The organism is Sutcliffiella halmapala (assembly GCF_050107295.1).
In the GTDB taxonomy this organism is placed as follows: domain Bacteria; phylum Bacillota; class Bacilli; order Bacillales; family Bacillaceae_I; genus Sutcliffiella_A; species Sutcliffiella_A halmapala_A.
Map to the genome: position 1 here is coordinate 76,376 of NZ_JBNIKR010000003.1, position 18,372 is coordinate 94,747.

The following is an 18,372-nucleotide window of genomic DNA, read 5'->3' on the forward strand; positions in this document are numbered from 1 at the left end:
GGCCTTTTATTCGTTTTGGATGGTGACAAAAATGGAGCAGTTTGCAACTTGGTTAATCAATACATATCCACTGTCAGAGGAAAAAAACCGTGTTCTTTTGAAGAGCGCCTTGCAGCTTTTTCGGCAAGGAAACGTGATAAATGCCCTTGAAGAGGGTTCTGGCATTACAGGGAAGGTACAGGATAATGGCCACCGCCATGTACTGCTGGATTTGGACATCCATGAATTGAGCAGGTGTTCATGTGGATCGGATTCCCTGTGCATCCACCAGCTCGCAACCTTTCTGTCCTTTTGGTCGCAAACGAGAACCATCGCATCGCTCATTGAAAAATGGAAGGAAACTACCCCTCATACCGCATCCGAACCGCTCCCCCTTTTCAAAAACAAGAAAGTGGATAGCTATTCTGATACATCTCTTGCAAGCTGGCTGGACTTTGTAGAGCATCAGCATGATCAATACAAGCGTTCCATTCCATCAACAAGAACGTATTTGACCGGTCTGACACATGCATTCTTTCCGAAGCTCCGTTTATTGGCACCCAAAAAGGCTGAGATTCGCCCGCTCTTCCTCTTGCACGCCTCTCTTTATTGCATGCAAGAGGTGATGAAAAGCTATGACTCCTCTCAGCCTTATCAATATATAGTGGATATCCTGCACCGTTTCGTGGATGAGGTCGAGACGGAAGCGAAAGGATTGTTTCATAGTGCGATCGCATTCCAGCTTGACTCCTTGTTGAAGGAAAGCAGGGAGTTGATCCGTCACATGCTCATGCAGCAGGAAGAGCCTTTTATCCGTGAGGTTTTCTATTGCTTTCAGTTCATGTGGAATGACGTATTTCAACGCAGAAACTGGATGTCCTCTGAATTGAAAGAGCTGGAAGATGATCTGACTCTGCAAGCCGAATTAGCGAAAACTCATCTCCTTTTTCTTCAAAAAAAAGACGATGAAGCACTGCATATAGTAAAGAAGCATTCCAATCGGTACGCTCCTTATGTGTTCAATTGGCTTCAGGCATTAGCGAGCTCCAAGGCAAAGGACCGATTGGACATTTGGCTGCAAACAGCGCTACCAATCGTGACCAATTATATTCATGATGAGCCGACCTATGAACGCAAACGTCAGCTCACAAAGCACCTTTTGAAGCTTTTGACGGACTATGCACTGGAAACGAAGCATGATGCCATGTACATCGAAGCGATGAAGAGCTTGATGCCTTACAGCTATGGCGAATACGAGTGGTACCTTTTCGAAACGAAGAAATTCCGGAAGTGGGTGGAGCTCCAGCTTTGGATGGGATTTGAACTGAGTGGTCTGGAGACATACAAAATCAAGACAATCAAGAAAGCCGATCCTTATGCCCTCTTTCCCCTTTATCATATTGCCATACAACAGGCGATCGGCCAGCGGAACAAGAGCTCCTACAAGGAAGCGACAAGCCTGTTGAAGACTCTGCACGCTTTATATAAAAAGGAAAAGCTCGAAGATGTCTGGGTGGAGTATATTTCACAGATAAAAGAAGGAACCAAACGACTCCGCTCCTTCCAAGAAGAACTGAAAAAAGGAAGATTCACATATGATTAATGGATCATTATCCGCCAACTCGATATACGATGAAAAAACGAACAGTTTTTTCCTATTTGTACAGATGAAGTCATCTGTACTGCCGCCTTCGCGTTTCATCCCGCTGTTATTCACCTGGCATGAAGGCTCTTTTTTCGGATCCTTTTATCAGGAATCCACTTTCCAAGGGAAAACGGGTATCTTTCTTTCTCCGGCAGATGCATTGGAGCTTTTTGCAAACAATACGGAGAATTCTTTTCTGCAGCTGGAATGGTGTGACCAATCGGAACTGTATCGTCTATTGGCTCCAACGGTATCTTCCATTTTTAATCAGAAAGCCTTTCAGCCTGATTTTTCAGAATGGCAGAACGGCAGACTCTCCTTTTCTTTGACGGAAGAAGGAAACAAGTTGATCCAGGAAAATCCGCTTCTCCCTTCCTATAAGGAAAAAATAGAAGAGTGGATCGGATCGATCATGATGGACTGGATAAAAAATGAGAAGACCGATACATTGCGCTCCTATTGGGCGGAATACTCCAATTCAGTCTCTCTTCTTTCTCATGACAGCCACACCAATTATCTGGATGAAGAGGATTGGCTGAAGGATATTGGCTGGATGAAGGACACTACTCCTTTCTTTGTAGGTCTCCGGTTATTGGAACCGGAAGAGGCATACTCGGACTGGAAGCTGGAGACGCTCCTTAAAGATAAAAAGACCGAGCAATTATATGTATGGGAACAGGATAAGCTCCCTGCCTCCTATAAAAAGTTTAAAAAAGAAGTGGAACGAAGCTTTAAAAAGTGGCAGCAAATCACCCCCTCCCTTTTTTCTAATGGTCAAATACGCGAGGCGTTAACCGAGGAAGATGCTTGGCGTTTTCTAGTGGACGGCAGTGAAAGATTGCTCGAAATTGGCAGCTTCATCCTGCTTCCATCATGGTGGCAGGCTGTCAAGGATTCCCGACTGAAAATCAAAGCGCGAGTCAACAGCTCCAAAAAGGGATCCTCTCATTCCACCTCTTTTGTAGGCTTACAGTCTCTCGTCAATTTTGAATGGCGCTTCTCCACCCGGAATACAGAGCTTTCGGAAGAGGAGTTCCTGGCATTGGTGGAGCAGAACCGCCGCCTCGTACAAATCAAAGGTGAATGGGTCGTTTTAGATCCTCAATTCATTGAAGAAATAAAACAGATGATGAAGCAAGCGGAAGAAACCGGGATCCGTATTGAGGATCTCCTGAAAAGTCATGCTTCCAACCACTTTGACGAGCCTCAGGAGGAAGCGGGAAGCTACTCCATGAGTGAAATCACCTATGAGATGACTGGCCCGCTTCAGAACCTGGTCGAGCAGCTCTATCAAGGAAGAGCCCTCCCTGACTTTAAGGCACCGACAACCTTCAAGGGAGAACTCCGCCCTTATCAGGAACAGGGTGCCGCCTGGCTGTTATTTTTGCGAAAACACGGTTTTGGAGCATGTCTGGCAGATGATATGGGACTCGGCAAGACCATCCAGCTTATCGCCTACTTCCTCGCCTGCAAGGAGCTCGAGGATGATCCAGAGCGCGAACCGGTTCTGATCATCTGTCCGACCTCTGTTTTAGGCAACTGGCAGAAGGAGCTGGAAAAGTTCGCTCCAAGCCTGAACGTCATGCTGCACTATGGAACAAACCGAAATAAGGGCGATAGCTTCTCGGAATCTATAAAAGGGGCAGATGTTGTACTGACCTCCTATGCAATCTCGCATCTGGATGAAGAGGAACTATCTAACGTCCGTTGGAGCACCGTTTGCCTCGATGAAGCACAAAACATTAAGAATGCCGATACGAAGCAATCACAGGCAGTCAGGAATCTTGACGGCATCCACCATATCGCGTTGACAGGCACCCCGATGGAAAACCGCCTGTCCGAGCTTTGGGCAATATTTGATTTTATTAATCCGGGCTACCTCGGTTCTCTTGGCGCGTTCCATAAACAGTTTGTCCTGCCAATCGAAAAGGATCAGGATAAAAAGAAAATCCAGCAGCTTCAGATGCTCATTCAGCCCTTCCTTCTGCGTCGAACCAAGCAGGATGAGCAAGTGGCTCTCAACCTGCCGGAGAAGCAGGAACAGAAGGAATACTGCCCGTTGACAATCGAACAGGCCTCTATCTACGAACAGCTTGTGAAGGAAACATTGGAAAAGTTGGAATCCCTGGGAGGCATTCAGCGAAGAGGCCTTGTTCTGAAGATGCTTGGCCAGCTCAAGCAGGTTTGCGACCACCCTTCCCTCTATTTAAAAGAAGAAGAGCCGACCAACCTGATGATGCGTTCCACGAAAATGGAGAAGCTGGTAGAGCTCGTGGAGCAGATTCGCCTGCGTAACGAAAGCTGCCTAATTTTTACCCAGTATATCAACATGGGGAATATGATCATCGAAGCAATCGAGAAAGCACTTGGGGAAAGAGGAAGGTTTTTAAATGGAAGTGTCGTGAAGAAGGACCGTGATAATCTGATCACCTCCTTCCAGAACGGGGAATTCCATGTGCTGGTTCTCTCCTTGAAGGCAGGCGGAACAGGACTGAACCTGACTGCAGCCAATCACGTCATCCACTATGACCGCTGGTGGAACCCGGCAGTCGAAAACCAGGCAACAGACCGTGCCTACCGGATCGGTCAAAACCGCTTCGTCCATGTCCATAAGTTCATTGCAACAGGGACACTGGAAGAAAAGATAGATGCCATGATCGAATCCAAGCAGGCACTGAACAACCAGATCATTACGAGTGAAGGCTGGATTACCGAGCTTAGCAACGAAGATCTGAAGGAACTGCTGACATTACGTTAAAGCTCTTTTCTTAAAGTTTGTTGATTTTGTCCGTAAAAAATCGGCTTTTGGATTTTTTACTGTACTAAATTCTTAAAGTTTATAGGGAATAGATATTCCAGACCGGAAAAGAGCACGAATATGAGTAATATTACGGGTTTTAATTGTATTCGAAAAAGCAACAATTTATGCGAAAACAGCCAATGTTAAAAAAGCGCGAGTCATTCACATCGAATGACTTGCGCTTTTTTTTATGGATGAGGCTCTGGAAGTTAAATAGCCCGCTGCTATCCCGACTAGCCCGCCGGTACAATCAAGCCACACATCTATCCAACGGCCGCTCCTGTCAGGATGTAGGTGCTGCAGATACTCGTCCAGCATGGAAATGAAAAGCACCATGCAGCAACTCAACAAGAATACACGCAATCGCCGGTTATGCATGAAACTGAGGAAGTAACGGACGATTACGAAACCTAGCATAAAGTAAAAGAACAGGTGGGCAGCCTTCCTGAACAGAAACTCCACAAAAGCATAGCCTCCACTCGTTTCCACACTGATAACACGCCCATCATATTTCATCTGAAATCCCTTTAACCACACAGATAGGCTTTCCTCTGGAACTAGCAATCTCAGATACGGCCTGATATCCTGTGCCGTATAAGACATGGAGGATAGGTGAAACAAAAGCACCGTCCAACCGATTGCAAGGAATAGATAATAGTATTTTCTTCTTTTTAAAATCATAGGATCACCACTATTCTTTTCAATAATAACGGTGTGTCCTATTTTTCATCTATCTATACGCTACTGATGCATACTTCTCACCCTTGGAAGGGAAAGAAAACTGCTTTTTCCTTTATGCTTGATGGAAATCCTCTTAAGAAGACTGATAACAAGTGGTTCGTCAAGGTCCTGGGGATCGTCAAATCGGATGAATGCTCTGCGGTGTTCTTGCCAGACATAGGAGGAAATCTCTATGAAGCTTGTTTCCAAAAATATTTTTATGGATATGATCCGCTTATCTTCCGTTGAACGGAAATGTATTTCTACTGCCTGATGGTTGTTGGTGACAATGCTTCTGACATCGCCATCATCACATTCATGACTCTCCCTATCACAGAGCTGCAAGGCATCATAAAAAGAAAAACCATGACTTGCGTAAGAATAGGTGGGCTCCTTTATATAAATAAAATAATTCTCCTGTTTATGAATCGGATTCTTTACCCTTTGAAGAAATGCAATACTGTATAAATGGAACTCTACCATTTTCTCACTCCCCTATTCCTACGTAATTGACCCACTTCTATCATTTCATTTTTTCCCAAATATGGAAACCCTTTTTAAAAGTATGTGTTTTTACTGGGTATTCTTACCTATTCTTGGAATACCTCTGTTTCTTACCATATTCCTCACCGTTCTATTTTGTTTCATATATATAATTGAACGGATTAAGAACCGAAGAAGCGCCCCTCTTCCTATACGGTAAAGGAAAAACCATCTGGTAGGAGGGGATTGGATGAAAGAAACTGCGGTTTCTCGCAATATTAAGAATTTCCGGGACCAAAAAGGATGGAGCCAGCAACAGCTTGCTGACGAACTGAATCGTTCCCGCGGCACCATCAGCAAATGGGAAACCGATAAAGAAACACCCAATATGGAGGCACTGATTCAACTGAGCAGTATTTTTGATGTATCTATCGATTACTTGGTAGGGAATCATCACCAACAGGAAGCATACGTAAAGGAATTCAATCGTCTTTATCAATTACAGAAAACCGATGACGAACTACTGGAGGTAGTCGATTATTTAAAACAAAATCCAAAATTCAAGAAATCACTACATATGTATACAAAACTGAATGTCAAATACCAAAAAACCATAGAAAAGAACTTTCGATCCCTGGTAGAAGATCTATCGTGAAAAGAGAGCCAACCCGAGATAGGTTGGCACAAGTATTGGAGAGCAGGGAGGATATTTTCTCTGTGAAGATTCTAAGAGGGCTTATCCAGTTTAATAAGCAAAAGAAAAAGGCAGCTTGTTTCGAAAAGTTGCCTTTTATTTGAAAGGCTAAAGCATCCTGGGAGGGGTTCCCTATTGCTTCATGGTTAACAATTCAATATTTGCGAAAGACATGGTTAAAATGGCAGCTCCACTTTTTCCAATTCTTTTTGCACTGTTTTTTCCACCTTTACTGCAGGCGGCTTCCGTTCCAAAAATCGCACATTATCTGCGACCACATCCGTCACAAACACAGTCGTACCGTTCTGACCCTCGTATTTCCTTGTCTGGATCCTTCCGGTAATTCCGATTAAAGCACCTTTTCTGCAATAGTTCGCTGTTGTCTCTGCCAGCTTTCTCCACACGGTGCAGGATACAAAATCCGCCTCCACCACACCATCCTGGTTTTTGAAATTACGGTTTACCGCTAGATGAAAGCTTGCCAATGCCGTTCCGTCACTCGTATACCTCAGCTCCGGATCCTTCGTCAATCGCCCAACAAGAATAACTTGATTAATCACGTTCCTTCCCTCCTTTTTCGTGTTCTTGCCTGTTGCTCCGTAATCATAAACGCAAGAGGGGATACCCGTAAAATGGAGGTTATTCATTTTTCTATAAGGTTTTGAGTCGAAAATGGTCGTTTTCTGTAATAAAAATCGCATTTCGTAGAGCACTCTCTTCTTAATAGATGAAATTTCATCATGGGAGAGTTTTTTTTCACCGGAAGACACTCTTATGAAAATTTGTTGCTTTTTCGAAAAGTTTAGACCCGTGAGTGGATTGTAGTGGAAGGCGCTTGACTCCTGCGGGAGGTAGCGTTTAGATGGAGACCCCACAGGCGAAGCCGAGGAGGCTCTCGCAAGCCCCGCGGAAAGCAAGCGCCTGCAGCGGAAATCCACGGGCAAAATTTTTACTTAAAATCAAAATTAATGCAAAACAAACCTTACACAAAACAAGATCAGTATCTTTCCCAACCAATATGATATAATAAAACCAAATTGGTACAGGCACGACAATAACACCCGCTGGAGGGAAAGTATGAAAACGTTCAAACTTGTTGCATTGTCCATCGTACACGGGGAAAACGTTGAAAAGTTAGACTTACAAGACGGATTGATCATCAATAGAGAATACGGCAAGGAAAACTGGCTCATTGAAGCCCTTCTTCCAAAGGAAAATCCGGAAAAATATCAATCCATATTAGAAAATAAACAAACTGTTCATGTGCAAGCTACCATCTCCAAACCAACCAATGATCCCGCTTCATTCGAGGCTGTTATCAGGAACGTGGCTGTGATGGACGAGCGTATGAGCATCCTCTTTGAAGGAGAACTGTTCCGCCGTAACAACAACTATCCGGAGAAGCTCTTGGAATCATTGGTGGAGAGCGGCTATTACGGGGATGATCTGCTGCAGGCCTTTAAAGACAAAATCAATGAGAAGCCTGTACTGCAGAAGTCTAAATAAGTGTATGAGAGTCAACCATGGTGGTTGGCTTTTTTATTTTGGGGCGTTGTTTGGCATGACGCGCGATATTTGTCGTTTTTTGACTTTTTGAACGCAAATGATGCGTTTTTGTGCATAACACATCATTTGCTAGCATTCGCTCCGATAAAGGATGTAACTCACACAGTATTTTATTATAGTAATTTTTAAACAAACGTTTGATTAAACGCTATGATAAAGGAGCAGTAACAATACTTCCATATACACAAAGTGAATTCTCTTCTTTTAATTACTATAGTAAAATAATATAGCCCCTCCATACTTTACCTAGTAAATCCGCACAGCCTCCAAAACATACCTCTCTGGGGCACTTCCAATAAACCGAAACGGATAACATGTCGTCACCGTCAGGGTTTCCTTCGGTTTTGGCACAAGGACAGTCGTATCATCCGCCTTCACAATGCGAATTCGCTTAATCTTATAATGATAGCTCTGCCCACCATTCTCCACATGAAGCGAATCCCCGACCTCCAGCTCACCCAACCGGCGGAATACCGTATCACGATGACCTGAAAGCACGATGTTTCCATCTTCCCCAGGGAGTTTGCTGTTAGCAACATGGCCGATTCCCTTTGTTAACTCTTTCTCAGAAGCTCCGTGATAGATTGGGATACTAGCCTCCAGTTCAGGAATGGCGAGGTTACCGATTAAATCTCCGATGTCCATCCGTCCCCAGGGACTCTCTACATCCTTCTTATCCTGATGGTCACGTTCATCCCATTCCTCCACAGCCGAATACCCTTGCCAAAAGGAAAGACCGCTTCTCACGAACAAAGCGGTCCCAATGATAAAAATCACGATAGATGCAACTCGAAGCTTGACCATGCACTATCCTCTGCTTACAGCCAATGACCTTCTGAAGAGGATTCCTGCAGCGGCTACCAGCAAGAGCCCCAGTACCATGCCCAATCCATATGGAGACGCAGTATCGGGCATTCTATTATGGTAGAGTTCATCACTCAATTGCACGCCGAGTTGTCCGAGATGGATCAATTCTTTTCCTGTTTGCTGAACATAGGCAGGAGAAATAATCTGGTCATTCATTTGGGCATTTGCCAAAAGTTCTCCCTCCTGGTTAAAAAGCTCTAAATGCACCGTTTTCCCTTCCAGCCATCCAGGCTGCAAAAGCTGTTCCTGCGTGATCGCCTCTTTATTTTCGCGATTTTCCATATGGAGATTTGCGGTGACGTCAAATGCATTCATAAAATCGGACCAGAGTGAAAATATCTTTTCCACGGAGTTCGGTTCTTCCTCAACCTTTTTCTCAAGCAAATCTAGCTCCGCCTGCAGGTCTTCATTCGGCAAACCAAGGATATGCTGGAATATCAATCGTGCTTCCTCCGCCTGAAAGCCTACGGAAACGAGAAAATCCTCCGCCCTTGCAACCTCCTCTTCATGCGTCAGGTAAAAATCCACCGCAATTTCAAGGTCCTCCAAGAAGGTATAGTCCTGCACCTTTTCCCCAAACCTTGAGAGCAGGATTTCTAGCTCCTCCTCCGTCAGATTATAAGAGTCGAGCATTCCATGGAGATTATCTTTATTGATCGGAGTTCCAAGCTCTGCCTGCAGGTGCTCGATATCACGGAAATCATCCAGGCTTACCTCATAAAATTTTAAATAAGTATCCAAATCATGTCTGGTCCATCCGATTTCCTTCAGGTAATTATCGACCTCATTCTCTGTTGGCGCAGCAAACACAGACCCGGGAGTTCCCACTATAGAAATGACCAATACCAGCATAGAAATCATGGCAACAAAACGCCTCATCAAAACGTCCTCCTCTTAATCGTCGCATTCTTTCCCATTAGTTTGACCAAAATATGGTGGAAATATGTAGCAAACTAAATAAAAAAGCTCTGAATCTACCTTATGGTAAAATCAGAGCTTCTTCACAGTTTTTAGTTCAATGCTGCTTCGATATCATGTTGGAAAGTCTGGATGACAGGCTGTAGAACCTCATCCAGCTTGCGGTATGTGGATGAGACACTACCAGGGGAAATGCCGAATTCCTCAGACAGCGACTTTTGCGTTTCAACCTGTTCCTGCATAAATTGAACATCCAGAAAATAGATCAGGGCCGCTGCATAGTTCGGTTCATTCCGGATAGCGGGACTCTCCTTCATACAATAGACGGACCAGAGCATATGGGCGAATTCCTGAAATCTTTTCGGGTATCTGCGCTTTTCAGCAGCTTCCACAAAAAGCTCCAACACCTTCTCCTGCGCTTCATTTTGCACAGGCAGCTCCTGTACGTCCTCTTCTGATAATTCAAATTCGATGACATGTCCAGCAAGTGTCGGGAACAACGAACAGACCTGTTCTTTGGACAAGCTTTTCTTTTCAAGAAGAACCTGCAGCTTTTCCTTAATGCGGATAGCCTCCAACGTCCCTCTTTCGAACGTGGACATGAAGACGACATGTGCATCCTGAAACGGCACAAACATCCCCACAACCAGCTCGTTCTTGCTTAGACCTTCTTCTCGTTCAATAAATTTAACTTTGACTTTCTCGTTTGTAAAACAGTCCTCCATCGTATATTGGGCTCCACGAACATTGGATACCTTATAAACAGAAGGCTGGGCTGTCTCCCAGCTCTCCGCCCATTCCTTCACTTGAGGGCGAGAGAACTTATGCCCGTTTCCTTTTACAAATTCCTGCACAATGGTCTGTCCGCTCTCACGCACAACTGTGAACATATACCAAAGGTGGACAATTTCCTGGTAGCCTTCTCTCTTATCCTGATCCAGTTCGAATTTATGTACATACTTGCTGGTTACCTCTTCCAACTCACCTGCATATTTATCATAAGCATAACGCATGATATCAATCTGAAGCGCCATCAGTTCCGACTCCAGCACCTTCTCAAAACTTGCATCCTGCTCTTTTTCACAACACTTCTTATACTTTCGTCCGCTTCCGCAAGGACACGGTTCGTTTCTTCCAATCATCCAATCACCTTACACTTTTAGTAGATTCTAAGTTGCATAGGCATAAGCCAATTAGCACAACGTTTTTCATTCTATCATAGTTTGCGCCACGATGTCGGGCTCATCCATTTGTAAAAAACGGAAAACACCGCTGTTGGCAGCGGTGTTTTCTAAAATACGAATCTATTTATTTGATAAGCATTTGCAGCTTTTCTCTCATTTCGTTAACAAGCTCAATCATGGAAATGTTCTCACGTTCCATCCCTTGTTGGTAGGCATACTGTAGGACCTTGATGATTTCATCCTGGTTTTCGATATTTTTAAAAGAATCGTTCATTTGTTTTTTATTCACCGCCTAATATATTACAATTCATAAAACAATTCTACTAGATTTCTACAAAATGGCAAGACAATTTTTTCAGGTTTTACTATTTTATAAGAATATAGGTTAAAAAAGGTTAAATAGTAACAATTTTCGTTAATTTACTTATACCTCTTTTCGTACATTTAAAACCTATTCGACAAATCCCATTTAATATTCGGTACTTTTGGCCGATAACTAGAAGAGATACTTTCCGTAATATAGGGTAGCACCCATTAAATCTTCCCTTCTATTCTATCATTTTCCAAATAAACCTTGAAATTTTTAAGTATTTTTGTTAATTATTAGTTAATGAAGTTTTCATTTTTCAACAATTTTCTACATAAATACTTCTTTTTGGAGGACCAGCATGGTATATGACGGAATTATTATCGCTCTATTAGTGGGCCTGTTTCGAGGCGGAAATTTTAAAGGATTAGCAGACATGAAATTGAAGCACGCGTGGGTCTTTCCCGTGCTATTGCTGATTCAGATTATCGTCTACCTTACACAAAATAAAATAGCAATCATCGGCTCGTCGAGTAACATCGTATTCATGCTGGTCTATATCGCAGGTCTGTATTTTTTATGGAAAAATAGACACCATTCCGGTTTTTTCATCATTTTCATCGGCGTCCTGCTGAACTTTATCGTCATGGCAGCTAACGGCGGAAGAATGCCTGTCTCCTTAGAGGCAAGCACCGTGCTGGATCCATATTTTATTGAAGCGCTGAAAAGCGATTTATATGGCAAGCATGCCGCTATCACAGAAGCCACCCGATTGGCTTTCCTGGGTGACATCATCCCGCTATCCGCTCCTTATCCACGTGAACAAGTAATCAGCATTGGCGATGTCATCATGAATATCGGCGTATTCTTTTTCATTCAGTACTTGATGCTCGGGAATAAAGAAAAGAGTCCAACACCTCAGGTAACCGCATCAAACTAAATTCCCAGAAAGCTTCTTGAAGGGAGGTGACAATAATGAGCGCACGTACTAAAAATGCTATCATTAACTTATTGGTGATTGGTTCTGTAATTGTAGCTTTAACTTCTGGTTATAAAGTTGTATAATTTATCATAGGGAAATAAATTTATTTATTTCCCTAAAATGAAAACTAACGAGAGTGATAACATGGAACTTCAAATAAAAAGTAACAAAGGCTTTATTCTATATGTGACAACTATTTCACTTATCGGTGTTATATCATTTTTATCTTTTATAAGTTTTTCCCCTATTTCACTTACAAAATGGGTAATAATTTATTCCCTTGTTGGAGCGCTTCTTCTAGTACTTCACTTCATTATCTACCTACCTCCAAAAGGAAATTCTATTTCAATGGATTCTGCTATATATCTAGCCTCTCTATTTGTTTATGGCATAGAGACAACTTTAATACTATTGTTAATTGGTAATATCATTTTCGCTTTAATCAACTATAAAATAGTATGGTGGAAACATCTTTTCAACTTTTCCCTTTATTCAATTATGATTATTAGTGCTTATTATTCTTTTATCTCTTTTAATGGCCCTATCGGAACGGTATCATTAAATACGATTTCACTGTACATACTTTCTCTAACCGTATATTTTTCACTAAACGTCCTTTTAATATGGCCTTATTTCTTTCTTTCTGACCCAAAATCGGTAAAAAATATATTTAATGGTTTAATTAAAAAAGGAATATTATTGGAGTCAATCATTAGTTATGCGAGCATATTAACTCTCTCTTTAGTACTAACAATATTATTAAAAGAAGAGCATTTTTTTGGATTATTTCTCTTCACTATTTTATCCGTTCTCCTTGCCTTGGCCTTTTCTAAATTTTTCGACCTGTATAGAGAATCAGAGGAACGTGCAAACAAGGACTTTTTGACCAACCTTTATAACCATGGCTACTTCAAACTCAAATTGGACGAAACCTTCAAGACCCATGAAAAGCACCAAGTATTCACTGTGGCTCTACTGGATATCGACGATTTCAAAAAATATAATGATCAGAATGGCCATCTGCAAGGTGATGAGCTTTTACGGTTCATAGGGCAATTTCTTATCAATAAAACGAAGCTTACCTCTTATACGCCTGCACGATACGGCGGTGAGGAATTCGCCATCCTATTTCCTGATGTTACGAAGGATGAAGCCAGCATATTTCTGAATAAAATCCGTAAGGACTTCAATGATACTCCCTTTAAAGGCGCGGACGACCTGCCTTTGAAATGCCTATCCTTCTCGGCCGGAATTACAGAGTATGAGCCTGGAACCTATAATTCAGCAGAGCTTTTGAATAAAGCTGATAAGGCGCTCTATTATGCAAAGGCTCAAGGGAAAAACAATGTTCAGATTTATTATGAAGAGGCGGATGTTTATCAGAATGACTTGTATCTGGTAAAGGAAATAGAGAATCTCGAACAGCAACTGCAGATTTTCCTTCCAAAAGATGTGTACACCTATCAGCACAGTAAACGAGTATTCAAATATGCCATGGACTTCAGCAAAAAGCTTGAACTGAGCGATCATGAGAAACAGACACTTATCCTTGGTGCGTTGATTCACGATATCGGGAAAGTGGAAATCCCACGAGATATCATCAATAAAAAAGGAAAGCTTGACCATCATGAGTGGGAGATTATGAAAAAGCACGTACTTTGGGGGAAAGAGATTGTTTCTACTACGAAGAAGTACGAGGAGCTGCTCCCATTAGTCGAGCTTCATCACGAACGCTTTGACGGAAAAGGATATCCTTCAGGACTTAAGGGCAATAACATTCCAAAGCTTGCCCGAATCCTCTGTCTCATTGATTCGTTTGATGCCATGACTACCGAGCGCCCTTATCAGCCTACAAAAACCTTTAGTGAGGCTTTTGCAGAGCTTCGCCGCTGTAGTGGAAGTCAATTTGACCCGCAATATGTGGAACCGTTCATCGAAGTCATACAGGAAAAATTCCCCGCCCTTTCGATAAAGGCAAGGCTGGAGGAAGAACCAAAACGAGCAGCGCAATGATAAATTTGCGCTGCTTTCTATTATTTTATATAGTAAATGGGAGAGAAGGTGATTAGATGAAGCTACTGAAAGGCTTGCTTATGACTGTAATTATTCTTGGTGCAATAGGGGCTGTAGGCTACTACTTCATCAATAAATATATCGAGGATAGAGCTGTTGATTATGTGGAGCAGGATTTAGATGACAGCAATATTGCCATCGCTCGGGAATATGTAGACAACTCCCCATCCTTGAAAGCATATATCTCAGAAGGTGCGGACGCCAACCTCGAGGACTTGCCGTTCCAGACGAGAGAAGAAGCGACAAGGGCAGTGATGAACAAGCTGAGCCTCCAGGAACTCCAGTCCATCCAGTCGAAAGCCGCTGACGGTATGACAGAGACCGAAGCGATGGAGCTTGCGGATACCTTTGAGGAAAAATTGACGGATGAAGAGCTATTGGCATTGAAGGCTATTATTTATAAAGAGCTTTATGAATAAGGAATGAGGATTAACGTTGATGCGTTGGTCCTTTTTTTGTGGCAATTCCTGCTAGAGCTGGCCAGCATACTAAAAGAGGCAGTTACTCTTCCATTATTTTAGGACAAGAGAACAAGCATTTTCCAAAGGGTCACATATATTAACTCTAGATTTCAATAAATAAGGAGGTTTATTTGTGTCCTTATATTTCGAATGGATAAAAAGCTCCGGCCCCCATGGTCCTTATGGTTGTATGGAGCCACGATTATATTTTGTCCAAATAAAAGAACCCATGGATGTCACGCTCGATTCCCTCGTGGAAATCTTAAAGCTGGATGTGACCATTAACTCATCCAAGGAAAGAGTATGGATGGACTCCAAGGTGAATCTGAAGATGGACACGGGAATATCCTCAGAATACAGCATACATTCCGAGTTCTCTTTGTGGAGAAACTCCACTTTAATCGCTACAGAAAATTTTGCATTAACTAATCAGCTAGGGAAGGAAGGTAAAACGAAAACACTGATAAATTCCATAGGTATCTCGTGGATCGATGATTTGCTTCCTCCCGGAAATTATACGTATACGCTAAAGGTTCGACGCCTTGAAGACGTTGAGGAGAATGTCTCAAACTTCGAGGTAAAAGATAGAGGATTAAATGCGGTTGTGTTCATGCAGTGAAAAGCCCTTATCAGGTTTAGAATTTCACCTGATTGGGGCTACTGTTATTTTTTCCAATTTCGGTGTGGTTTACCCTTGTGAAGCTGCTGGGTATGTAATCATTATTAAAGCAAGCTTGAGGAGGAAGAAAAGATGGCTGGACATCGTAAAGAAATGATTGGTTCATATTTAACAGAGCAGGAAGCGATGGATAAAATCAATTGGTTGAAGGAGGAAGGCTATCGCTCCGAGGAAATCTTCCTTATCAGGGACTTGAGTGGTGTGGTGGAGCCTTTGCATCCGCAGAATGATTTGACTTCTCCTGAGGATTCCGGGATGATGACCCATTCCAATATGGATCCCTTGCATGCTTCACATTCTATTGAAAGAACGTTCTTTAGAGGGTCTCGCGAAGATGGTGTCGCATCCACCCTGATGGAGATGGGCATTGAGCGTGAGGAAGCATATCGTTATGAATATGACGTAAAGGTTGGGAAAGTACTTATTTTGACGGATAATGTGAACAGAACGGTTTCACAGGACCATAGCCGTCTTGATTGTTATCGTACCGAGGAGGAGCCTGCCCTGCAGTTTGGTGAGATTCATGATGAACCTACCGAACCTGTGGAAAAGCCTGCGGAAGAAAACACTAGCTCCTGGAGTGTGAACAGGCCTTTAACAGATGACAATATTGATATTAATAGACCTCTCGATGAAATGATGGTGAACTCCTGGAATGACGAACGTCATGAGGAAGCTGGTGCGTTGGAACAGCTTGATGAAGGGTATCGTGAGGCTGAGAAACCTGAACCGATGATGCATGGCGAAGCGCACCGTCCATCTGATACAGTCGATTCTATCCAAGAGGAAAAGCCCCTCTTTACCACAATGGGACATTCTCATGCTCCTAAAGAGGATGCTGATAACAGCACGATTGAGGCTACAGAGGATTATGACAAGCTCTTATATGAGCATGGGCAGCCATTCCCTATGGAGAAAAAGGATGAGGAAAAGGAAAGCTATGATAGCAGTGTGATAAACAAGCATTCTTCCGAAATGGGTCACTTGGAGAAGGAATTGAATCTTGAGCATGATTCTTTTGAGATGCATGACAGAATGACTAATTCATCTCAACTTGAGCAGCAGCGCGGCCATTTCACTTCCGAGCAGGATGTCACTCCTGAGACGGCATTTACTCAGGACAATGTGCTCAGGTTTGAAACGGACCATATGCAGGAAGAGCCTGTCTCCCCTCAAAATGAATTCAATCATGAAGACCGAATGCTTGAAGAGGAAGGCCCGCTTATTTCAGATAGAGTCGAAGCGGAATATACACCTGATCTGATGGATTATGACCAGCAGCATGAACCGATGCCTTCCGGACAGTTGGAGCCTTGCAACGATTATGTCGGTAATGAGCCTGGGTATATGGAAGAGGAGCCAATGTTCAGAGACGAGGCAGCACATGGGGAAACCCAGCATTCTTCATTATTTGAGGAAGAAGCGGAGGAGCACTATTCTTCTGAAAGAAAGCCGAGCGCTCTGAACAGGAAGAAAGGTCTATTAAGTGATAAAGGACACGATCCTTTTAAGCCGAATAGCAGATAATGGAATAGGTAGTAGCAAGCAGTCTTCTGGCGTGGTGTCAGGAGACTGTTTGCTTTTTGGGTGAGCATAGGTTGTCTGCTGGGGAGACGGGTGGTTGTATAATTACTAATTTTTGTAAAGTGGACAGATAATGTGGTGTTTTGGATCGATTACGGTGGATTTCCGATAGATTCCGGCAGAAAGTGGATCGATTACTGCTCGTTTTGGACAGATTAACAGTGATTTTCGCTAGGAATAATGTGCCCCGTCCCACCTCCATAGGTAAAACGAGCAGCCTACACCCTCTCTAAAACAGAAAAATAGCCCCCACCACCCAAAAACTCCAATAAGGTGCGGAGGCATGCACAAAAACCTAAAACAAAATTACCTATTTTTAATAAAACCGGTTTTCCACTCACAAATTGCTAGTCGACATAACAACAGGGGCCAGACCCCTGTTGTTATGTCAATTTAATGCTAGTCCCGGTCTCACTACTGCGGTAGATGGCGTCGATGATTTGGGATGTTTGCATGGCTTGCTCGGGCTTGACTACGAGTTCTTCGAGGCCAAGGCAGCTGTTGATGAAGTTGAGTGCTTGTGGGATGCTTGGGTCGTCTTCGCCCGGTACCCAATTCGCTTCTGTGTTCAGGAGCATTCCATGTTTCATCTGGTTCAGGTGGAATGGAAACAGGTCGACTCCTCCGTCCATTCCGGAGATGCTTACACTCTCCTCATCTGCTTTCACGTTTGCCGACCAGGAGGTTTCAAAAAGCATCGATGCCCCGCCCTCGAATTTTATGTAGGCTGTAACATGGTCATCCACTTCAAACGTATCGTGGTTGAAGCTTCCCCACTGGTTCACTTGGCCAGGGATTTTGCTCAATTCATTATAAGCGGTACCCAACACTTCCACAGGCTTTGGGTTGCCAAGCAGCCATAGGGATAGATCCAGTAAGTGGCAGCCGTAGTCGATCAGGCTTCCGCCGCCCTGCAACTCTTTATTTGTAAAGACGCCCCATCCTGGAACTTTACGGCGGCGCATCCCTCTTGCACGTGCAACTATCGGCTTCCCGATTTCCTTTTCATCCACTAAGCGCTTTGCGGCAATGGATTCCTTCATAAAGCGGTAATGGTAGGCAATCGCCAGCTGCTTGCCAGATTTTTCTGCAGCTTGAATCATGCTTTCGCATTCATCGGGCGTCATGGCCATCGGCTTTTCGCAAAATACATGTAGCCCTGCTTCCAACGCTGCAATCGTGATTTCCGCGTGGAACTTATTCGGTGTACAAATCGTTACCGCGTCGACCTCCGAAAACATATCTGCATAATGGGGAAACACTTTCTCGATGCCGAACTTCTCAGCAACAAGCGTTGCCGTTGCTTCATTCACATCACTGATCGCTTCGATCACCACTTTGTCCGCCAATTTCAAGAAAGTAGGAATATGACGCCCCTGCGCAATTCCACCCACTCCGATAATTCCCATACGTAGCTTTTCCATATCCTA

The 18,372-nt window shown here is 43.3% G+C and carries 17 protein-coding genes; 9 read left to right on the top strand and 8 right to left on the bottom strand.

Annotation, left to right across the window (positions count from 1 at the left end; translation table 11 throughout):
- The first annotated feature begins 31 nt into the window (after window positions 1-31).
- A complete protein-coding gene (locus ACQCT5_RS06335; RefSeq protein WP_499640120.1) occupies window positions 32-1,582 on the top strand; it encodes a hypothetical protein in 1,551 nt (516 codons plus the stop codon).
- The gene (locus ACQCT5_RS06340) at window positions 1,575-4,382 is read left to right on the top strand and encodes a DEAD/DEAH box helicase (RefSeq protein ID WP_499640122.1); all 2,808 of its coding nucleotides are present in this window, start codon (window positions 1,575-1,577) and stop codon (window positions 4,380-4,382) included. The genes ACQCT5_RS06335 and ACQCT5_RS06340 overlap by 8 nt, the downstream gene beginning before the upstream one ends.
- Before the next feature lie 204 nt (window positions 4,383-4,586).
- On the opposite strand, the gene ACQCT5_RS06345 is transcribed toward ACQCT5_RS06340, so the two are convergent.
- On the bottom strand, window positions 4,587-5,105 hold the full coding sequence (locus ACQCT5_RS06345; RefSeq protein WP_499640124.1) for a VanZ family protein: 519 nt from the start codon (window positions 5,103-5,105) through the stop codon (window positions 4,587-4,589).
- A gap of 60 nt (window positions 5,106-5,165) precedes the next feature.
- Window positions 5,166-5,627, bottom strand: a complete 462-nt coding sequence (locus tag ACQCT5_RS06350; protein ID WP_499640126.1) for a hypothetical protein — start codon at window positions 5,625-5,627, stop codon at window positions 5,166-5,168.
- A gap of 250 nt (window positions 5,628-5,877) precedes the next feature.
- Here ACQCT5_RS06350 and ACQCT5_RS06355 point away from each other — a divergent pair, with 250 nt between their 5' ends.
- Window positions 5,878-6,282: a helix-turn-helix domain-containing protein gene (locus tag ACQCT5_RS06355; protein ID WP_499640128.1), complete on the top strand. Its 405-nt coding sequence runs from the start codon at window positions 5,878-5,880 to the stop codon at window positions 6,280-6,282.
- Between the two features lie 215 nt (window positions 6,283-6,497).
- Here the strand turns inward: ACQCT5_RS06355 and ssb are convergent, their stop codons facing one another.
- Complete coding sequence (gene ssb, locus ACQCT5_RS06360; RefSeq protein WP_417898849.1) at window positions 6,498-6,881, bottom strand: single-stranded DNA-binding protein; 384 nt, start codon at window positions 6,879-6,881, stop codon at window positions 6,498-6,500.
- Window positions 6,882-7,398: 517 nt separating this feature from the next.
- On the opposite strand from ssb, the gene ACQCT5_RS06365 reads away from it, so the two are divergent.
- A complete protein-coding gene (locus ACQCT5_RS06365; RefSeq protein ID WP_499640131.1) occupies window positions 7,399-7,827 on the top strand; it encodes a YwpF family protein in 429 nt (142 codons plus the stop codon).
- A 306-nt stretch (window positions 7,828-8,133) separates the two neighbouring features.
- On the opposite strand, the gene srtD is transcribed toward ACQCT5_RS06365, so the two are convergent.
- The 4 genes from srtD to ACQCT5_RS06385 form a co-directional block, all read right to left on the bottom strand.
- The gene (gene srtD, locus ACQCT5_RS06370; RefSeq protein WP_499640133.1) at window positions 8,134-8,691 is read right to left on the bottom strand and encodes a class D sortase, LPxTATN-specific; all 558 of its coding nucleotides are present in this window, start codon (window positions 8,689-8,691) and stop codon (window positions 8,134-8,136) included.
- A gap of 3 nt (window positions 8,692-8,694) precedes the next feature.
- Window positions 8,695-9,633 (bottom strand): processed acidic surface protein, encoded by a 939-nt coding sequence (locus ACQCT5_RS06375; protein WP_499640135.1) that lies wholly within the window; start codon window positions 9,631-9,633, stop codon window positions 8,695-8,697.
- Between the two features lie 131 nt (window positions 9,634-9,764).
- On the bottom strand, window positions 9,765-10,814 hold the full coding sequence (locus ACQCT5_RS06380) for a YecA family protein (RefSeq protein WP_499640137.1): 1,050 nt from the start codon (window positions 10,812-10,814) through the stop codon (window positions 9,765-9,767).
- 166 nt (window positions 10,815-10,980) lie between these two features.
- On the bottom strand, window positions 10,981-11,130 hold the full coding sequence (locus ACQCT5_RS06385) for a YwzD family small protein (RefSeq protein WP_499640139.1): 150 nt from the start codon (window positions 11,128-11,130) through the stop codon (window positions 10,981-10,983).
- 394 nt (window positions 11,131-11,524) lie between these two features.
- On the opposite strand from ACQCT5_RS06385, the gene ACQCT5_RS06390 reads away from it, so the two are divergent.
- The 5 genes from ACQCT5_RS06390 to ACQCT5_RS06410 all read left to right on the top strand — a co-directional run bounded on the left by ACQCT5_RS06390 (window position 11,525) and on the right by ACQCT5_RS06410 (window position 16,885).
- Window positions 11,525-12,103: a DUF5317 domain-containing protein gene (locus tag ACQCT5_RS06390; protein ID WP_499640141.1), complete on the top strand. Its 579-nt coding sequence runs from the start codon at window positions 11,525-11,527 to the stop codon at window positions 12,101-12,103.
- Between the two features lie 741 nt (window positions 12,104-12,844).
- Window positions 12,845-14,158: a diguanylate cyclase gene (locus tag ACQCT5_RS06395; RefSeq protein ID WP_499640143.1), complete on the top strand. Its 1,314-nt coding sequence runs from the start codon at window positions 12,845-12,847 to the stop codon at window positions 14,156-14,158.
- A gap of 56 nt (window positions 14,159-14,214) precedes the next feature.
- Entirely contained in the window at window positions 14,215-14,637 is a 423-nt protein-coding gene (locus ACQCT5_RS06400; RefSeq protein ID WP_499640145.1) for a hypothetical protein, read from the top strand.
- A gap of 175 nt (window positions 14,638-14,812) precedes the next feature.
- Window positions 14,813-15,298, top strand: coding sequence for a hypothetical protein (locus ACQCT5_RS06405; protein ID WP_499640146.1), 486 nt, complete (start codon window positions 14,813-14,815; stop codon window positions 15,296-15,298).
- A gap of 132 nt (window positions 15,299-15,430) precedes the next feature.
- Entirely contained in the window at window positions 15,431-16,885 is a 1,455-nt protein-coding gene (locus tag ACQCT5_RS06410; protein WP_499640148.1) for a hypothetical protein, read from the top strand.
- Window positions 16,886-17,325: 440 nt separating this feature from the next.
- Here the strand turns inward: ACQCT5_RS06410 and ACQCT5_RS06415 are convergent, their stop codons facing one another.
- Window positions 17,326-18,366, bottom strand: coding sequence for a Gfo/Idh/MocA family protein (locus ACQCT5_RS06415; RefSeq protein ID WP_499640150.1), 1,041 nt, complete (start codon window positions 18,364-18,366; stop codon window positions 17,326-17,328).
- Between the last annotated feature and the right edge of the window lie 6 nt (window positions 18,367-18,372).

Coding starts and splice junctions, on each gene's coding strand:
- ACQCT5_RS06335 (WP_499640120.1), top strand. CDS start 32: ATGGAGCAGTTTGCAACTTGGTTAATCAATACATATCCACTGTCAGAG.
- ACQCT5_RS06340 (WP_499640122.1), top strand. CDS start 1,575: ATGATTAATGGATCATTATCCGCCAACTCGATATACGATGAAAAAACG.
- ACQCT5_RS06345 (WP_499640124.1), bottom strand. CDS start 5,105: ATGATTTTAAAAAGAAGAAAATACTATTATCTATTCCTTGCAATCGGT.
- ACQCT5_RS06350 (WP_499640126.1), bottom strand. CDS start 5,627: ATGGTAGAGTTCCATTTATACAGTATTGCATTTCTTCAAAGGGTAAAG.
- ACQCT5_RS06355 (WP_499640128.1), top strand. CDS start 5,878: ATGAAAGAAACTGCGGTTTCTCGCAATATTAAGAATTTCCGGGACCAA.
- ACQCT5_RS06365 (WP_499640131.1), top strand. CDS start 7,399: ATGAAAACGTTCAAACTTGTTGCATTGTCCATCGTACACGGGGAAAAC.
- srtD (WP_499640133.1), bottom strand. CDS start 8,691: ATGGTCAAGCTTCGAGTTGCATCTATCGTGATTTTTATCATTGGGACC.
- ACQCT5_RS06375 (WP_499640135.1), bottom strand. CDS start 9,633: ATGAGGCGTTTTGTTGCCATGATTTCTATGCTGGTATTGGTCATTTCT.
- ACQCT5_RS06380 (WP_499640137.1), bottom strand. CDS start 10,814: ATGATTGGAAGAAACGAACCGTGTCCTTGCGGAAGCGGACGAAAGTAT.
- ACQCT5_RS06385 (WP_499640139.1), bottom strand. CDS start 11,130: ATGAACGATTCTTTTAAAAATATCGAAAACCAGGATGAAATCATCAAG.
- ACQCT5_RS06390 (WP_499640141.1), top strand. CDS start 11,525: ATGGTATATGACGGAATTATTATCGCTCTATTAGTGGGCCTGTTTCGA.
- ACQCT5_RS06400 (WP_499640145.1), top strand. CDS start 14,215: ATGAAGCTACTGAAAGGCTTGCTTATGACTGTAATTATTCTTGGTGCA.
- ACQCT5_RS06410 (WP_499640148.1), top strand. CDS start 15,431: ATGGCTGGACATCGTAAAGAAATGATTGGTTCATATTTAACAGAGCAG.
- ACQCT5_RS06415 (WP_499640150.1), bottom strand. CDS start 18,366: ATGGAAAAGCTACGTATGGGAATTATCGGAGTGGGTGGAATTGCGCAG.